Annotated in this window: 12 protein-coding genes and 1 tRNA gene; 6 read left to right on the forward strand and 7 right to left on the reverse strand. The window is 54.2% G+C overall.

Features of this window, described 5'->3' with window-relative positions:
* Positions 1 to 44: 44 nt before the first annotated feature.
* Both HV127_RS25750 and HV127_RS25755 read right to left on the reverse strand, forming a co-directional pair.
* Positions 45 to 2732: a cation-transporting P-type ATPase gene (locus tag HV127_RS25750; protein ID WP_182239716.1), complete on the reverse strand. Its 2688-nt coding sequence runs from the start codon at positions 2730 to 2732 to the stop codon at positions 45 to 47.
* 50 nt (positions 2733 to 2782) lie between these two features.
* Complete coding sequence (locus HV127_RS25755; protein ID WP_016241528.1) at positions 2783 to 3214, reverse strand: universal stress protein; 432 nt, start codon at positions 3212 to 3214, stop codon at positions 2783 to 2785.
* Between the two features lie 524 nt (positions 3215 to 3738).
* Here HV127_RS25755 and HV127_RS25760 point away from each other — a divergent pair.
* The 3 genes from HV127_RS25760 to HV127_RS25770 all read left to right on the forward strand — a co-directional run bounded on the left by HV127_RS25760 (position 3739) and on the right by HV127_RS25770 (position 8996).
* Entirely contained in the window at positions 3739 to 4824 is a 1086-nt protein-coding gene (locus tag HV127_RS25760) for an efflux RND transporter periplasmic adaptor subunit (RefSeq protein ID WP_182239718.1), read from the forward strand.
* The gene (locus tag HV127_RS25765) at positions 4824 to 7880 is read left to right on the forward strand and encodes an efflux RND transporter permease subunit (RefSeq protein WP_182239720.1); all 3057 of its coding nucleotides are present in this window, start codon (positions 4824 to 4826) and stop codon (positions 7878 to 7880) included. Before HV127_RS25760 ends, HV127_RS25765 begins: the two co-directional genes overlap by 1 nt.
* Before the next feature lie 192 nt (positions 7881 to 8072).
* The gene (locus tag HV127_RS25770) at positions 8073 to 8996 is read left to right on the forward strand and encodes an acyltransferase family protein (RefSeq protein ID WP_182240836.1); all 924 of its coding nucleotides are present in this window, start codon (positions 8073 to 8075) and stop codon (positions 8994 to 8996) included.
* 67 nt (positions 8997 to 9063) lie between these two features.
* Here the strand turns inward: HV127_RS25770 and HV127_RS25775 are convergent, their stop codons facing one another.
* Together HV127_RS25775 and pagP are read right to left on the reverse strand one after the other, a co-directional pair.
* The gene (locus tag HV127_RS25775; RefSeq protein WP_182239722.1) at positions 9064 to 9222 is read right to left on the reverse strand and encodes a hypothetical protein; all 159 of its coding nucleotides are present in this window, start codon (positions 9220 to 9222) and stop codon (positions 9064 to 9066) included.
* Positions 9223 to 9798: a lipid IV(A) palmitoyltransferase PagP gene (pagP, locus tag HV127_RS25780; protein WP_045270086.1), complete on the reverse strand. Its 576-nt coding sequence runs from the start codon at positions 9796 to 9798 to the stop codon at positions 9223 to 9225.
* Positions 9799 to 10029: 231 nt separating this feature from the next.
* Between pagP and HV127_RS25785 the strand changes: the two genes are divergently transcribed.
* On the forward strand, positions 10030 to 10962 hold the full coding sequence (locus HV127_RS25785; RefSeq protein WP_182239725.1) for a nucleoside recognition domain-containing protein: 933 nt from the start codon (positions 10030 to 10032) through the stop codon (positions 10960 to 10962).
* On the opposite strand, the gene HV127_RS25790 is transcribed toward HV127_RS25785, so the two are convergent.
* Complete coding sequence (locus HV127_RS25790) at positions 10954 to 12489, reverse strand: alpha/beta hydrolase (protein WP_182240838.1); 1536 nt, start codon at positions 12487 to 12489, stop codon at positions 10954 to 10956. The two genes, HV127_RS25785 and HV127_RS25790, sit on opposite strands and share 9 nt — an antisense overlap.
* A gap of 175 nt (positions 12490 to 12664) precedes the next feature.
* Here HV127_RS25790 and HV127_RS25795 point away from each other — a divergent pair, with 175 nt between their 5' ends.
* Together HV127_RS25795 and HV127_RS25800 are read left to right on the forward strand one after the other, a co-directional pair.
* Positions 12665 to 12922 (forward strand): histidine kinase, encoded by a 258-nt coding sequence (locus tag HV127_RS25795; RefSeq protein WP_182239727.1) that lies wholly within the window; start codon positions 12665 to 12667, stop codon positions 12920 to 12922.
* A gap of 132 nt (positions 12923 to 13054) precedes the next feature.
* Positions 13055 to 14509, forward strand: a complete 1455-nt coding sequence (locus HV127_RS25800) for an AMP nucleosidase (RefSeq protein ID WP_182239729.1) — start codon at positions 13055 to 13057, stop codon at positions 14507 to 14509.
* Between the two features lie 103 nt (positions 14510 to 14612).
* Here the strand turns inward: HV127_RS25800 and HV127_RS25805 are convergent.
* Together HV127_RS25805 and HV127_RS25810 are read right to left on the reverse strand one after the other, a co-directional pair.
* Positions 14613 to 14688 (reverse strand) — tRNA-Asn (locus HV127_RS25805).
* Positions 14689 to 14815: 127 nt separating this feature from the next.
* On the reverse strand, positions 14816 to 16252 hold the full coding sequence (locus tag HV127_RS25810; RefSeq protein ID WP_181485718.1) for an EmmdR/YeeO family multidrug/toxin efflux MATE transporter: 1437 nt from the start codon (positions 16250 to 16252) through the stop codon (positions 14816 to 14818).
* Between the last annotated feature and the right edge of the window lie 170 nt (positions 16253 to 16422).

The following is a 16422-nucleotide window of genomic DNA, read 5'->3' on the forward strand; positions in this document are numbered from 1 at the left end:
TCTGGTAGCCCGGACAGGTGCGCAGCACCGCCTCCGGGAATGACTCAGGCCGTGCGCCACTTGCGCGTCAGCGGCTTCTCAATTTCCACAATCAGGAACATCACAAAACCGATAATAAAGGTGATCACCCAGTAGCGGAACGGCAGCGCTTCGGTACCGAACAGCATCTGCATAAACGGCGCGTAGATAATCAGCAGTTGCAGCACCAGCAACACGCCGCTGACAATCCAGATACCCCGGTTCGCCAGCAGCCCTTTGCTCAGTGAGAAACCATCCGCCACCCGGCAGTTGAGCATATAAAACCACTGCGCGGTGACCAGCGTCTGCAACAGTACGGTGCGGATAAACTCAGGTGAGTAGCCTCGCGGCTGTAGCCAGGCCTCCAGCACAAAGGCGCTCACGGCGATCATCGAACCGACAAAAATTACCCGCCAGATGGCAAAGCCGTCCATCACATGCAGCTTAGGATCGCGCGGCGGACGGCGCATGATGTTCTTTTCACCGGCTTCGAACGCCAGACCAAACGACAGCGTAGCCGACGTCGCCATGTTCATCCACAAAATCAACACCGGCGTCAGCGGAATCAAATTCCCCGCCAGCAGCGCGATAATGATTAACAACCCCTGCGCCAGGTTGGTTGGCATAATGAACAAGATCGTTTTCTTCAGGTTATCGTAAACCCGCCGCCCTTCCCTGACTGCACTGGCGATGGTGGCGAAGTTATCATCGGTCAGCACCATATCTGCGGCCTCTTTGGTCACTTCGGTGCCCTTGATGCCCATCGCGATACCAACATCGGCCTGCTTCAGCGCCGGGGCGTCGTTCACCCCATCACCGGTCATCCCGACCACCTCTTTCCTGCTTTGCAGCGCCTGGACCAGACGGAACTTATCTTCCGGACTGGTACGGGCAAAAATATCGAATTTCTGCGCCGCTTCACTCAGTTGGATATCGTCCATCACCTCCAGCTCGCGCCCGGTAATGGCGTTCCCGGCGTTGCCGATCCCCAGCATCTTGCCGATACTCATCGCCGTTTGCGGGTGGTCCCCGGTGATCATCTTCACGCGGATCCCCGCCTGCAGGCAGTCGCCGATAGCGGTAATGGCCTCCGGTCTCGGCGGGTCCATCATCCCGGCGATCCCTAACAGAATGACGCCCTGCTGCAAATCCTGATGGGTGAGTTCGGTTTGCCCGTCAGCCGCCGGTTTCCACGCTGCCGCCACCATGCGCAGCCCTTCCCGCGCGTACTCTTCAATTTTCGCTTCCCAATACGGCTGGTCCAGCGGCTCCAGCCCATGGTCGGTTTGCTGATGCTGGCACAGGCGGAACAGCACATCTGGCGCACCGGTAATTAAAATCGTCTCTTCATTGCCGATGCGGTACAGCGTCGACATATATTTGTATTGCGAATCAAAGGGGATCTTACTGCGCAATTCGGTGCTCGCCGGTGGAAGCGTCACTTTCGCCGCTAGCACCTTCAGCGCGCCTTCAGTAGGGCCGCCAGTGATTTTCCACAACCCGCTTTCATCTTTGATTAGCTGGCTGTCGTTACACAGGTCGATGGTGCGCAGATAACGCTCCAGCAGCGTGCCCGGCGCGACGGTTATCGGGTCCGGCTCATCGATCGGGTGAATATTCCCCACCGGCTCGTAGCTGTCCCCTTCCACCCGATAGACTTTATCGGCGGTGATAACGGCCTTAACCGTCATCTCGTTCATGGTCAGCGTCCCGGTTTTATCCGAGCAAATAACCGTCATCGCCCCGAGGGTTTCGACCGTCGGCAGCTTGCGGATAATCGCCTTCTGCCGGGCCATGGTTTGCACGCCAAGCGAGAGGATAATCGAGATAATCGCCGGCAGCCCTTCCGGTACCGACGCCACCGCCAGGCTAATCAGCGACAGCATCAGTTCAGAAACCGGCATATCGCGGAACAGCAGGCTAAAGACGAATAGCGCAGCCATCATCACCAAAATGATGATAAAGATGGCTTTGCCGAGCTTATCCATCTGCACCAACAGCGGAGTACGGTGTTTCTCGATATCCGCCATCATCTGGTTAATGTGGCCCAGCTCGGTATCGCCACCGGTTGCCACCACCAGGCCTTTGCCACCGCCGGAGCTTACCGTGGTGCCTGAGAACAACAGGTTCGTCCGGTCACCCAACGGCAGTTCGCCGCTAAGCGCTTCGGTACTTTTCTCCACCACCGTTGATTCACCGGTCAGAATCGCCTCTTCCACCCGTAGGTTATGCGCTTCGATAACCCGCAGGTCTGCTGGAATGCGGTCGCCGGCGCGGATCACCACGATATCGCCGGGAACCAGCGCCGTGGTCGGAATGGTTTCATGATTCCCCTGACGAACCACCACCGCTTCGCTGGAGAGCATATTGCGAATGCTCTGGAGCGATTTTTCGGCGTTACTCTCCTGAATATGACCAATCAGGGCGTTGATCACCGCCACGCCGAGGATCACCAGAGTATCGACCCAGTGGCCCATCACCGCCGTCAGCAGCGCCGCCGCCAGCAAGACGTAAATCAGCACATCATTAAAATGCGCCAGAAAACGCAGCCATGCCGGTTTACCCGCTTTTTGCGGTAGCGCATTTTCACCGTACTGCTGTAAGCGCGCCGTCGCTTCAGCGCTGCTGATGCCATCGGGAGTGCTGTTGGTGCTGGTCAGGGTTTCATCCACGGAGAGCTGATAAAACGGGCCGCCCGGTTTTTCTGTATTCATAGTTATCTCCTCACTCCTGTAACGGAAATCAGGACAGCCTCAGGCTGCCCTTAGCGCACCACAAAAACCGGCACATGGGCATAACGCACGATACTTGCCGCCTCTGAACCCAACAGATGGGTTTGAATATTGGGATTGCGTGAGCCAATGATCACCACATCCGCCTTCAGTTCATCTGCCAGTTTCGTCACTTCATCGCGGACGTTGCCGCTGCGAATATGAATCTGGACATCGCTTTCCTTCAGAGAGAGTTTATTGATGAGTTCAGCGAGTTTTTCTTTTGAATTATTAACCAGATAGTCTTCCATTTTTCGCGCATCGGAAATAAATCCGCGCGTCAGTGCAGGAGAAAATGTCGGGATGACGTTGAGTAAATGAATCTGCCCGGAGGAGCTTTGCGCGAGGAATTGAGCATGGGACAAAGCCTTGTCCGCAAGGCCGGTTTCAAACACATCAACCGGGACGAGGATATTTTTATACATAGAGACAATCCTTTTATTACCTATAAAAAAAGGTGGTGAAAACAGCGCAGACAATGGCGCTGAGGAAGAAATCTCGATTCGAAGTATGATGGGTATAATTAAACGTAGCACACGGCGATTAACATTATTAAGATGCCAATTAATATATTGAAAAATATCACAGACTCAGTCGACCTCAGACAATTCAACTGAAAACCCAGCAAAATCGTCAACATTACCGCAAATTTTACTCTTTTTAACATTTCCTTTTTTCAACGACTATGCTCATTATCAGAGGCCTGCGCGCCTCTAAAAACCATTCAACAATTATGTAGATAAGAATCTACTTAGCACAAGGTTGATACCAGAGGAGGAGCAATGTTCGGCTACAGCCTGTTTCGCCTGAGCCTGTTTATTGCCCTGGCAATAATCGCCTGTACGGCTTCCGGGTTATTTACCTATTTAGTGGTCTCAGCGCTGGCTGAATAAAGCCGGCATTTGTGAAAAATATGTAAAATAAAACCTTTAGCACCGAGGGGAATACAGTGAACCGTTATTTTTCTCTCATTCCCGTTGTTATTTTAATAACAACGGCTTGCGATCAGAAAGCACCGCAAGTTACCCCGCTGCCGCGGATGGTAAAAGTTGCGGATGTCGTCGCCATTGGTGATTCACAGCAGCGCATTTTTCCTGCCCGTATTGAATCCGGGGATTCTACCGATCTGTCGTTCAAGCGCGGCGGACAGATTGAATCCCTTGATGTGCGTCAGGGAGCCAGTATCTCTCAGGGGCAAACGCTCGCCCGGCTCAACGCCCGGGAAGCGCAGCAACGCGTCAACGAACGGCAGACCGCTGCAACCCTCGCTCAGCGGCAGTTCGACCGCTTCCAGACGCTGGCCGGTCGCCAGGCCATTTCAAAAGCGGAAATGGATATCCAGCGGGCCAACCGTGATTCCGCCAACGCCGCGCTCAAAATCGCCCGCGAAGAGCTAAGCCAAATGACGCTCACCGCGCCGTTTAGCGGTATTGCCGCCAGCGTCCCGATCCGTAATCACCAGGTTGTCGCCGCCGGACAGCCGATCGTCACCCTGACGCGAACCGATCTGCTCGACGTGGTGTTCAGCATTCCGGAGAATCTTTTTACGACTATTGATATCCGCAATGCGCAGTATCGTCCGGTGGTGAAAATCAACTCCATGCCGGACCGTCAGTTCACCGCCGAATATAAAGAACATATCGGTAGCAGCGACAGCAACACTCTGACCTGGCAGATCATTTTAACCATGCCGCGCCCGGCCGATTTTCCGTCAGTGGGCGGCGTGAGTGGGACCGTGACGGTCAATCTGGCAAACCTGCCCGCCAGCGCGGGCGATAAAGCCGTCGTGGTGCCGGTTGAAGCGGTATTTAATCCGGATAATCGCCAGCGCAATGAGCCCCACGTCTGGGTAGTTAAAGGCGAAGGCGAACAGCTACAGCTTGAGGACAGAAAAGTTGGCGTCGGCCAGGTCACCTCTCAGGGAGTGGTCATTACCGAAGGGCTCAGCGTCGGCGAGCGCGTCGTGGCGGCAGGCGTCAGTGAACTGCATGCGCAGCAACCGGTTCGAATCTGGACGCGTGAACGAGGTTTGTAATGGATATCTCTCGTCAGTTTATTAACAACCCGATTCGCGTCTGGCTGACTATTTTACTGCTGGGCATCGGGGGTATTTTCGCCCTGCTGAATATCGGTCGCCTGGAAGACCCGGCGTTTACCATCAAGACCGCCGTGGTCATCACCCACTATCCGGGAGCCTCGGCGCAGCAGGTTGAGGAAGAAGTCACCCTGCCGCTGGAGAACGCGCTGCAACAGCTGCCCTATCTGGACAACGTCAGCTCAATTTCCTCCAATGGTCTGTCGCAAATCACCGTCAATATCGCCTCGAATTATCACTCCAGCGAGCTGCCGCAAATCTGGGATGAGCTGCGCCGTCGGGTAGGAGACGCCGCCCGGATGTTCCCGCCCGGCGTGGCCTCCCCCTTTGTGAACGACGATTTTGGCGATGTCTTTGGCTTCTTCTTTGCTATCTCCGGCGAGAGCTTTACCAACCCTGAGCTGGTCCGCTACGCCGAGCAGCTCAGGCGCGAACTGGTGCTGGTTCCCGGCGTTGGCAAAGTCGCTATCGGCGGTGCGATCCCACAACAAATCAATATCGATATCTCGCTGGCAAAAATGACCGCCCGCGGTATCACGCTCAACCAACTGGCGGCAATCCTCAGCCGCTTGAACGTAGTGTCTAACGCCGGTGAGATTAAATCCGGCAGCGAGTCAATTCGCCTGCATCCAACGGGGGAGTTTGAAAATCTCGACGAGCTGGGCGATTTGTTAATCAGCCCGCACGGCTCAGGTTCAGCGACGCGATTGCGCGATATTGCCACGCTATCGCGCGGACTCAGCGAATCTCCTTCCAGCATTTATCACGCTAATGGCCGCCAGGCGGTCACTATGGGGGTGTCGTTTATCCCCGGCGTCAACGTCATTGACGTTGGTCGCGCGCTGGAAAGCAAACTGGATCAGATGTCGGCGGAAAAACCGGCAGGGATCAAAATTGACCTGTTCTACGACCAGGCTGCAGAAGTGGCTCACTCGGTGAACGGCTTTATCACTAACTTCCTGATGGCACTGGCCATTGTCGTCGGCGTGCTGCTGATCTTTATGGGCGTGCGCAGCGGTATCATTATTGCCCTGTCGTTAGCGCTTAACGTGCTCGGTACGCTGCTGATTATGTATCTGTGGGGCATCGAGCTACAGCGTATCTCGCTGGGGGCGCTGATTATCGCCCTGAGTATGCTGGTCGATAATGCCATCGTCATCGTCGAAGGGGTACTCATTGCCCGCCAGCAGGGGTCGACGCTGCTCACGGCGATTAATTATGTGATTCGCCGCTCGGCGCTGCCGCTGCTGGGGGCGACGGTGATTGCTATTCTCGCCTTTGCGCCGATTGGCCTGTCGCAGGACTCCACCGGAGAATACTGCAAATCACTGTTCCAGGTGCTGCTGATTTCACTCATGCTGAGCTGGTTCTCAGCGTTAACCATCACGCCAGTACTGATTAAATGGTGGCTGTTCAAAGGGCAACAGCCGCCTGCTGAAACCTCGGATACCGCCCCCTACAGCGGGCGCTTTTATCGCATTTATCAGCAGATTCTGCACACCCTACTGATGCGCAAAGCGATCACCCTGACCGTCATGGCGGCGCTGCTGGCAGCTTCAATATGGGGATTCGGCTCGGTGCGGCAGAACTTTTTCCCCTCATCGAACACGCCTATCTTCTTTGTTGACCTCTGGCTTCCCTATGGCACTGATATTGCGACAACCGAAAAGATGGCCAGCGATATTGAAACCTCGATTAACGGCCAGCCGGGCGTTGTCACCACCATCGCCACCGTTGGTCAGGGCAGCATGCGTTTTATCCTCACCTACAGCGGGCAACGGCAATACAGCAACTACGCGCAGATCATGGTGCGCATGGACGACCAGCGCAGTATTAACGCTCTGACGCAGCATGTTGACAGCTATATTGCGCGCAACTATCCGCAGGTTAATGCCAGCAGCAAACGCGTGATGTTCGGCCCTTCCGGCGATAGCGCCATTGAAGTGCGCATCAAAGGCCCGGATCCCGACCGCCTGCGCCTGCTCGCCAGCCAGGTGGGCGATATTCTCTCCGCAGACCCGGCCACCGACGGCGTGCGTAACGACTGGCAGAACCGCAGCAAGGTTATCCGCCCACAATATTCCGCTAGCTTAGGCCGCGAACTGGGAGTAGATAAACAGGATATCGATAACGCGCTGGAGATGAATTTCTCCGGTAGTCGTGCGGGACTCTATCGCGAAGGGGCTGACTTGCTGCCGGTGGTGGTTCGCCCACCAGCCGTCGAGCGCCAGGATGCTAACCACCTGAATAATGTGCTGGTCTGGAGCCAAAACCGCCAGCAGTATATCCCGCTCAGTAACGTGGTCAGCGGCTTTAATCTCGAGTGGGAAGATCCTTTGATCCTGCGCCGCGACCGCAGCCGCGTACTGACCGTGCAGACCGACCCCGATCCGCTGAGCAATCAAACCTCAGGCGATATTCTGGCGCGCGTGAAGCCGCAAATCGATGCCCTCGCCCTGCCGCACGGCTACAGCATTGAGTGGGGCGGCGATGCTGAGAATTCCCGCGAAGCGCAGCAGGGGTTGTTCACCACCCTGCCGCTGGGCTATCTGGTGATGTTTGTTATCACTGTGCTGATGTTTAGTTCACTGAAAAACGCGGTCGCCATCTGGCTGACGGTGCCGCTGGCGCTGATTGGCGTGACGCCGGGCTTTTTACTGACCGGGATACCCTTTGGCTTTATGGCGTTGATAGGCTTGCTTAGCCTGAGCGGGATGCTGATCCGTAACGGCATCGTGCTGGTTGAGGAAATTGAGCAGCAGAAGCAGGAAAAAGCGCAGCAGGAAGCCATTATTTATGCCGCCACCTCGCGTCTGCGCCCTATTCTGCTGACCGCCTTCACCACCGTTCTCGGTCTGGCTCCTTTATTATTGGATGTCTTCTTCCAGAGTATGGCGGTGGTTATTATGTTTGGTCTGGGTTTTGCTACTATTCTGACGCTGCTGGTTCTGCCAGTGATTTACGCCTGTTTCCATAATAAGAGCCTATCCCAGTAGGCGTATATTGTTGCAGCCAGTTTGGGCACGGACAGCGCGCAACAACCGAAGCGTACACGCAGTACGTGAGGCTTGTGAGCACTGCCCAGGACCAAAATGGCAAATAAAATAGCCTAATGGGATAGGCTCTAAGGATATGAAGCCACAATAATGAACAGTACCGGATTAAATATTATTAAAACGCTGGGATGCATGACGGCGGTGACCTTCTTCACCATTTATAACACCTGGGATCACTATGATTACGACTATCACTGGATCCTCGGTTTTCTGACGTTTATTTCGACCATAGCCACGCCGCTGTTTTTTGTGGTGGCGGGCTATCTGGATTCGCAGTCACGGCACGATGCGCAGTGGCAAATGGGTAAAATCAAAAGCGTAGTTATCGTCTTCCTGTTCTGGATGACAGTGTACTATCTCTGGGAACCCTACCAGCGCGGTTATCTTATCCAGCCGTGGTTTGTTTTTGCCTTTATTGTGATTTACACCTTTCATCCGCTTATCGAGTGGCTCAGCCAGCGACGCAAGCTATTTTTCGGCGTGGTATTTGCGCTGCTGTTGCTCTCATATGGCTACGATCTGCTGTCCGCGCTATATCCTGATGTTCATGCGCTGAGCCTGGCCCCGCAGTACCGTTTGTGGACCTGGCTGCTGTTTTACCTGACCGGCCAGCTGTTCAGCGATCCGCTGGTCGCCAGTTGGCTGACCCGCGAGAGAGTGGTGAAAGGCGCGATGATCGCCATTCCGTTTATTTATCTCTTCACCTGGTTTTACGAGCGCCATTTCTTCTTCGCCCTGTTTAAGGCTGACAGAAATGCGTTCATTCTTACCGGATCACAAATTTATATTTTAGTGGTAGCGCTGGTGATTGCCGCCAACGGCGTGCGGTTTCGTAAAAACAGCGAGTTTAAAGAGACCATTCTGGCGACTATCAGCAAAACGATGACAGGCGTATATATTCTTCACTACTCCGTTTTTCATCTGCTGACCGCGCTTATCCCAATTAGCTCGCTGGGGACCAAGTTAATGCTGATTGTCCTGACGTTCATCGCCTCGGTGTTAATTTCAATGCTGGCGCTGTCCAATTCGCTGGTGAAAAAGGTGATTACGATTTGATGGTTTCTGATTGTTGGTAACGTGCGTTTTGTGGGATTGCCCGGTGGCGGCTAACGCCTTACCGGGCCTACGGGAAGTGCATAACGTGATGATATTGTTGGTTTTGTAGGTCGGGTAAGGCGTTAGCCGCCACCCGACAAGAAGCCAGCACAATGCCTAAGAACAATACCTGATACAGATTTTCATCTACCTCAGGCCATCCCCCCTCAATAACCTGTCGCCTCATTTAAAAACCGTAGCGCAGCCACGCAAACAACACGTTGCCGTTATTGTAGGTGCCAGGAATATAGGTGAACTGCACGCTCAGGCGGCGATAGCTGGCGGAAAAGAGCGGCAAAATAATCGGTAGCGGTACGTAGTTGGCGAAGTCTTCTCGGGCGGTGATCCCGGCGGTCACCCCAAGCCCCAGGCGAAAATCGCGACTACTGTCCAGATACCAACCCTTCTCCCAGCCGTAGCCGATAATCGGCTGCCACTCGTTGTGCGAATCCTTAAACATCATCGCGTAGAGCGAGCTCCAGTTACCTTCTTCGTTATATCTTGAGACACCAAATCCCCCGCCCCACGGCATCTCATTGTAGTTATCGGTTTTCTCTTTATCGTACATAAAGCGGTTGTGCCAGCTGAGAAATGGCAGATACAGGTCGTAGTTTTGCGGCTGATTCCAGGTTTGCGAGACATCGTCTTTTAGCCAGTTCCACCAGCCACTGACGCGCTGTTCGCCATAAACCTTGGTTTCCGCCTGTACCGCAAAGGCGAAAATAAACAGAGTTCCCCACACTATCCGCAGACAACGTCGCATTGTTTTATCCTTAAAGAAAAGAAAGTCGCCCGGTGTTAATTCAGTTTGGGAACAAAAAACAGGCTTTGCAAATATCAGAGGGCAAATTTTCCACACCCGGCGGCGCTAATTGCAAGTCCAGTTCGCAACCCTTTTCAGGACAGAGAGAGCCTTCACGGCGATTTCATTTCCTCCCCTCTGGGATTATGATGGCGCTAATTATCCTTTCTGTCCGCAGTGATTGAGAAATAGATGGATTTCATCAGCATTATTATGTCGGCGGGAAAAACCTCCGTCGACGTGGCGCTTTATACGCTGCTGCCGATCATGGTTGTCATGCTCATCGTGATGAAATATCTGGAAGTGCGCGGGGTCCTGGACGTTATCGTTCGCTGGCTCGCCCCGCTGCTCAAGCCGTTTGGCCTGACCGGAATGAGCGCTTTCGCGCTGATCCAAATGAATTTTGTCAGCTTTGCCGCCCCGCTGGCAACGTTAGCCATCATGGACAAACGCGGCGCTTCTGACCGACAAATGGCCGCCACCCTGGCGATGCTCTTCGCCATGGGACAAGGCAACGTTTTCTATCCGTTAACGCCCTTTGGTTTGCACTGGCTGGCCTCGATAGTCATTTCGATTGTTGGCGGGCTATGTGCTGCGGCGGTTACCTGGCATATCACTGGCCGCAGGCTGTCTATTGTTGAGAATGCGCGGGCCGAAGATCTGCCGAATGCCGAGCAGAATAATCAGGGAATTATCGCGGTTATCAATAGCGCCGGCGCCGATGCCATTCGCCTGGCGCTCGGCGCGGTACCGATGCTGATCCTGTCGCTGGCTATCGTCGGGTTTATGCAGGCGGCGGGACTCATTGAGATGCTCCAGCGCCTCCTGTTACCGCTGCTGCTGTGGCTGAATATTCCGGTTAACTTCGTGCTCCCGGCACTGGTCAAATGTGTTGCGGGCGGTACGGCCTATTTCGGTGTGGTTTCTGAACTCGTACAGCAGGGCAAGGTAACGGTTAGCCAGATTAACGCTTCCGCAGGTCTGTTAATCCAGACTTTTGACCTTCCCGGTATCGGCATCTTTTTAGGCGTCAGTTCCCGTTTCGTACGCCTGTTCCGCTTCGCCGCCACCGGAGCTATCGCCGGGATCGCCATACGTACCATTATGCACGTGACGCTATTCTGAAGCCGCAGCCTCCGGGCGAAGGCAGGCGGCCACATCGGCCTGCTCGCTACAGGCAATATGATGGTCAATTCTCACCATCATCCACGGATAAAACGGGTTGGAGGTGACGCGCATCAGCGTATCCAGCCCGACGCTCAGCGTTGAGGTTTCACCGCGCAGCGAAATTGTGCCAATGCTAATCCCGTAGCGATTCTTCTCTGCCGGTTCACGACCATACAGCGAGTCGGTCAGCGGGAACGGCACCGCCACGTGCGACAGCGAATACATATCCTGCGGCCAGGCAATATGCAGCGGCGTGACGGTTTCCGTTCGGGTTCCGGCAAGCGTTGTACGGGCTACCGTTTCGTAGGTGTCGGGAGCGGCATTAGTAATCACCGTAGTGCCGTAGGGGCGCGGCGCGGGCGGCAATAACGTATTCACCGCCGAGTATAACGAGGGCCGGAACAGCGCACGTAAATTCGCCGCCTGGTTAATATCGAAAATCACCAGTTCGCTGCCGTTATCGGGTAAATACCGATAAAGTGAATCCACCACCGCCCGCGTGCTCACCGTTGAGTCCATCACCGACTGAAAAGTTAATACTGGCGCTAATTCCCCCAGCCGCTGACTTTGCGCTTCCTGGACGATTTGCTGTTGCAGCGCCTGTGATAACAGCCACGACTGCCTGGCCGCCTTAACCGGGAACGAATTGTATTTATAGGGATTAAATTCCGGGACGACGTTCAGCCATGCCGCGCGGGCGAAAGCCGGAAATATCGCGGGTAAACCGGCCAGCCCGGCAAAACGGGCAAACGCGGTGACGCCAATCATCGGTGACAGCAGGATTATTTGCTGCGGCCGACGCAGCGATTTATCTTCCAGACTATCAAGAGCATATTTGAGCGCCAGCGCCCCGCCGTTAGAGTAGCCAATCACGTGCAGCGGCACGTCTGGCCCCGCCAGCCGCGTTGCTTCACGCACCGCCAGACGCGTGGTGGCAATCCACTCATCCCGATCGACACCGGTCAACGCGCCCGGTGCGGTACCGTGTCCCGGTAACCTCGGCGCAACGGCGATAAACCCCTGCTGCTGATAGCGTTGTGCCAGATAGTGCACGCTGTAGGGGGAATCCGTCAGGCCGTGGAGCAATACCGCAGCACCGCGCGGTTTGCCCTGCGGCAACAAAATAAAGGAGCGGTTCCAGTCGGGCTGAAACTTATCCGGATAAACCAGGCTTTGTGCGTAAAAACGGTTAATTGCCGTTTTTTCATCGTCGCTCAGCGTATCGGTCACTTTGCTTTTCATATCGCGGAAAATAGCCTCTTCCCGCGCCTGGTATTGGGCAAACGTGGCATGGTCTATCTCGCTGGCAGTCATTTCATCCGCCGTCCAGGTATGCCAGCGGTGCAGCGCCGGACCGCGTTGGGATTCGTAAATACGGCCAATAAAAAAGACAATCACTACTACCACCAGGCCAATCGCCGCCTTCTTTGCCAAAGAGACCATTGTTAAGCCAGACTTATTCAAAAGCCGGGTAAAACGCACCATTGCCATATTTCTGTCCGAATTATCTCTTTGCACGCCAGGGAGGGGTTATTACGCAGACCGAATCAGATCCTGCGATTCTCTTTTTAAACATAGACTAAACCAAGCGGCTATTCTTATTGCCAGAAGAGGAGCAAACATTAATTATCGCCCAAATGTAACAGTTCAGGGATAAAAAATGGAATGGTGGGTTAAGAAAGTACGCAAGGAATCGGCGTCAGCGCACACCACAGTGGTCTTACAAAGCGGCCAGTTAATGATTATTGCCGAAATCACCCTCTGCCGCCGCCGTTTGCAGGAAGGTGACAAGCTAACGCCGCTGGCGAACGCGTTGTATTGCATTAATGGTGATAAGGCTTTAACGGTAAAAGTACTCAATGCCACGCACTTTAGCGCTGAACGTTGGGCTAACATCGGTAATATTGTCGCGAATTAATCAGCGCATACCATCATCAACTGGTTCTAATCTCAGTACTTTCTTATCTAAAAGGGTGAAATTCTCCTACGCATATTCCAGTCTGTGACATACTAAGCAAAACGTCAGCAGAGCAGAAACAAGGAGTAAGTCATGAACCAGCAAGCCGCCAGGCTGACCCCAGAACAGGCGCTTACGCAACTCGAAGCGCTGTATGAAAAATCGGTCACTGCGCTGCGTAAAGCCATCGGCGAATATATCAACCATAATACTCTGCCCGATAATAACGCCCGCGCCGCAGGGTTATTCGTTTACCCGCAGCTGTCGGTTTCATGGGACGGTGCCGAGCATAAAGCCTTAAAAACTCGCGCCTGGGGCCGCTTCACCCATAGCGGTTGCTATACCACCACCATTACCAACCCTAAACTGTTTCGCTCCTATCTGCTGGAACAGCTCACCATGCTGTATCAGGACTACGATGCCTGTATCTCCGTCGAGCTATCGCAGCATGAAATTCCCTATCCGTACGTCATCGATGGCTCTGAATTAACGCTCGACCGCTCGATGAGCGCCGGTCTGACCCGTTTTTTCCCAACCACCGAGCTGTCGCAGATTGGCGATGAAACCGCCGATGGTCTGTTCCATTCGACCGAGTACTACCCGCTTTCACACTTCGACGCTCGCCGCGTTGATTTCTCGCTGGCGCGCCTGCGCCACTACACCGGTACGCCGGTTGACCATTTCCAGCCGTATATGCTGTTTACCAACTACACCCGCTATGTCGATGAGTTCGTGCGCTGGGGTTGTAGCCAGATCCTTGACCCCGATAGCCCATATATCGCCCTCTCCTGCGCGGGCGGGATCTGGATAACGGCGGATACGCAAGCCCCGGAAGAGGCGATTTCCGATCTGGCGTGGAAAAAGCACCAGATGCCGGCCTGGCACCTGATCACCAAAGACGGACAGGGGATCACGCTGATTAATATTGGTGTAGGCCCGGCGAATGCTAAAAATATCTGCGATCATTTAGCGGTGCTGCGCCCGGACGTCTGGCTGATGATTGGCCACTGTGGCGGCCTGCGCGAAAGCCAGACCATTGGCGACTATGTGCTTGCCCATGCCTATCTGCGCGACGACCATGTGCTGGATGCGGTACTGCCGCCGGATATCCCTATTCCGAGCATCGCCGAAGTCCAGCGCGCGCTCTACGACGCCACTAAACAGGTCAGCGGGATGCCCGGTGAAGAGGTTAAGCAACGTCTGCGTACCGGAACGGTGGTCACCACTGACGATCGTAACTGGGAGCTGCGCTACTCGGCCTCCGCGCTGCGCTTTAACCTCAGTCGTGCGGTGGCTATCGATATGGAAAGCGCCACTATCGCCGCGCAGGGTTACCGCTTCCGCGTCCCCTACGGCACCCTGCTTTGCGTGTCCGATAAACCGCTTCACGGCGAGATTAAGTTACCAGGTCAGGCCAACCGCTTCTATGAAGGGGCGATTTCCGAGCATTTGCAGATTGGTATTCGAGCGATTGACCTGCTGCGTGCCGAAGGCGATCATATGCACTCGCGTAAGCTAAGAACCTTCAACGAACCGCCGTTCCGTTAATTTCATTTCTCCCTGTCCGGCAGCGCCGCACGGGGAGAATTCTCATCAATAGCACATAAGCAAAAAGCCCGCTTAAGTTTCCTTAAGCGGGCTTTTCTAAATATGGCTCCTCTGACTGGACTCGAACCAGTGACATACGGATTAACAGTCCGCCGTTCTACCGACTGAACTACAGAGGAATCGTGTGAACGGGGCGAATATTAACGATCGCGCCCAACCTTGTCAAAGGCTGTTTTCCACATTTCAAACCGTTTGTCGAATTATTCCCCACTTTGGGCAAAAAGTACCGTTTTGCCTACATTGAGTTTACGTTTCTTCAGTTTGCGCCTTGCGTCGCGGATACTTCCACAACCAACGCCCACTGACCATTCGGCAATAAAACAGCACGCCACGGACTGCCCAATCGAGCACCATTCCCAACCAAACCCCTACCACGCCCATCCCGAGCACAATCCCCAGCGTGTAGCCCGCCACCACGCGACAGCCCCACATGCCCAGCATCGATACCCACATGGTATAGCGCACGTCACGCGCACCTTTAAAAGCACACGGCAGCGTCCAGGCCATCGCCCAAATCGGCATAAAGAAGGCGTTCAGCCACAATAGTTCTTTGACTACGACTTTGACATCGTCTTCGCTGGTATAGAACGAGGCGATCAGGCTGGCAAATGGCGCGGTCCCCCAGGCAATCAGCGTCAGGATAATCGTTGACAACCAAAAGACGTGCCACGCCTGACGCTCTGCTTGCCCTATTTGCCCTTTTCCAAGACGTTTACCGGTAATAATCGTTGATGCCGAACCGAGGGCGTTCCCCGGCAGGTTGATCAATGCCGCCACCGAGAAAGCGATAAAGTTACCGGCAATCACATTTGTTCCCATACCAGCAACGAACATCTGCGTCAGCAGTTTGCCGCCATTGAACAAAACGGACTCAATACTGGCGGGAATGCCAATCCCCATCACTTCCCAGATAATGGCGAAGTTAAACGGCTTAAAATAGCTCTTCAGCGAAATCCGCAGAGCCGGGTTAAAACCGATCATTAATACCCAAATGGTTGCCACGGCACCAATATAGCGGGCAATGGTTAGCCCAAGACCTGCGCCGACGAATCCCAGACCTGGCCAGGAAAAAATGCCGTAAATCAGGATACTGCTGATGATGATATTGAGAATGTTCATCCCGCCGTTAATTATCAGCGGAATTTTGGTTGTCCCTGCTCCGCGCAGCGCGCCGCTGCCGATAAGGGCAATTGCCGCCGCCGGGTAACTCAACACCGTCAGCTCAAGGTAGGTCAGGGCCAGCCCTTTTACCTGTTCTGTGGCATCCCCGGCGACAACATTAATAATCTGCTCACCAAAGGCGTGTATCACCACCGCCAGAATGATAGAAAACAGCGTCATGATGGCCAGCGACTGTCGCGCGGCTGCTCTTGCTCGTTTTCGGTCACGTTTGCCCAGACTAAACGCCACCACCACCGTCGTCCCCAGGTCGATCGCGGCAAAGAATGAGAGGATCACCATATTGAAGCTATCAGCCAGGCCCACACCCGCCATCGCTTCTTTACCCAGCCAGCTGACCAAAAAGGTACTCAGTACGCCCATCAGCAAAACGCAGGCGTTTTCCAGCAGAATCGGTACCGCAAGAGGGCTGATTTCACGCCAGTAAAGGACGCGGTAGCTCTTGCGTTTTTTGAACCAGGACGTACGTTCGACAGCCTGGCGTAATGCGGAGGTGACGTTCAAGGGAGACCTTAGTGAGAAAAGTTGAAACTACATTTCAAATGATGATAGAGAAAAGCTAATCCTGCAAAGCATTTTTCCCGATGAATTGTCGGTAATTACGACAAATTGTTGATGGATACGCCAGTTGAAAGGCGGATGGCGAATTGATGTTTGACAAAAGTTTTTTCGCC

Origin of the sequence: Klebsiella sp. RHBSTW-00215, assembly GCF_014103785.1 — a bacterium.
GTDB lineage: Bacteria > Pseudomonadota > Gammaproteobacteria > Enterobacterales > Enterobacteriaceae > Klebsiella.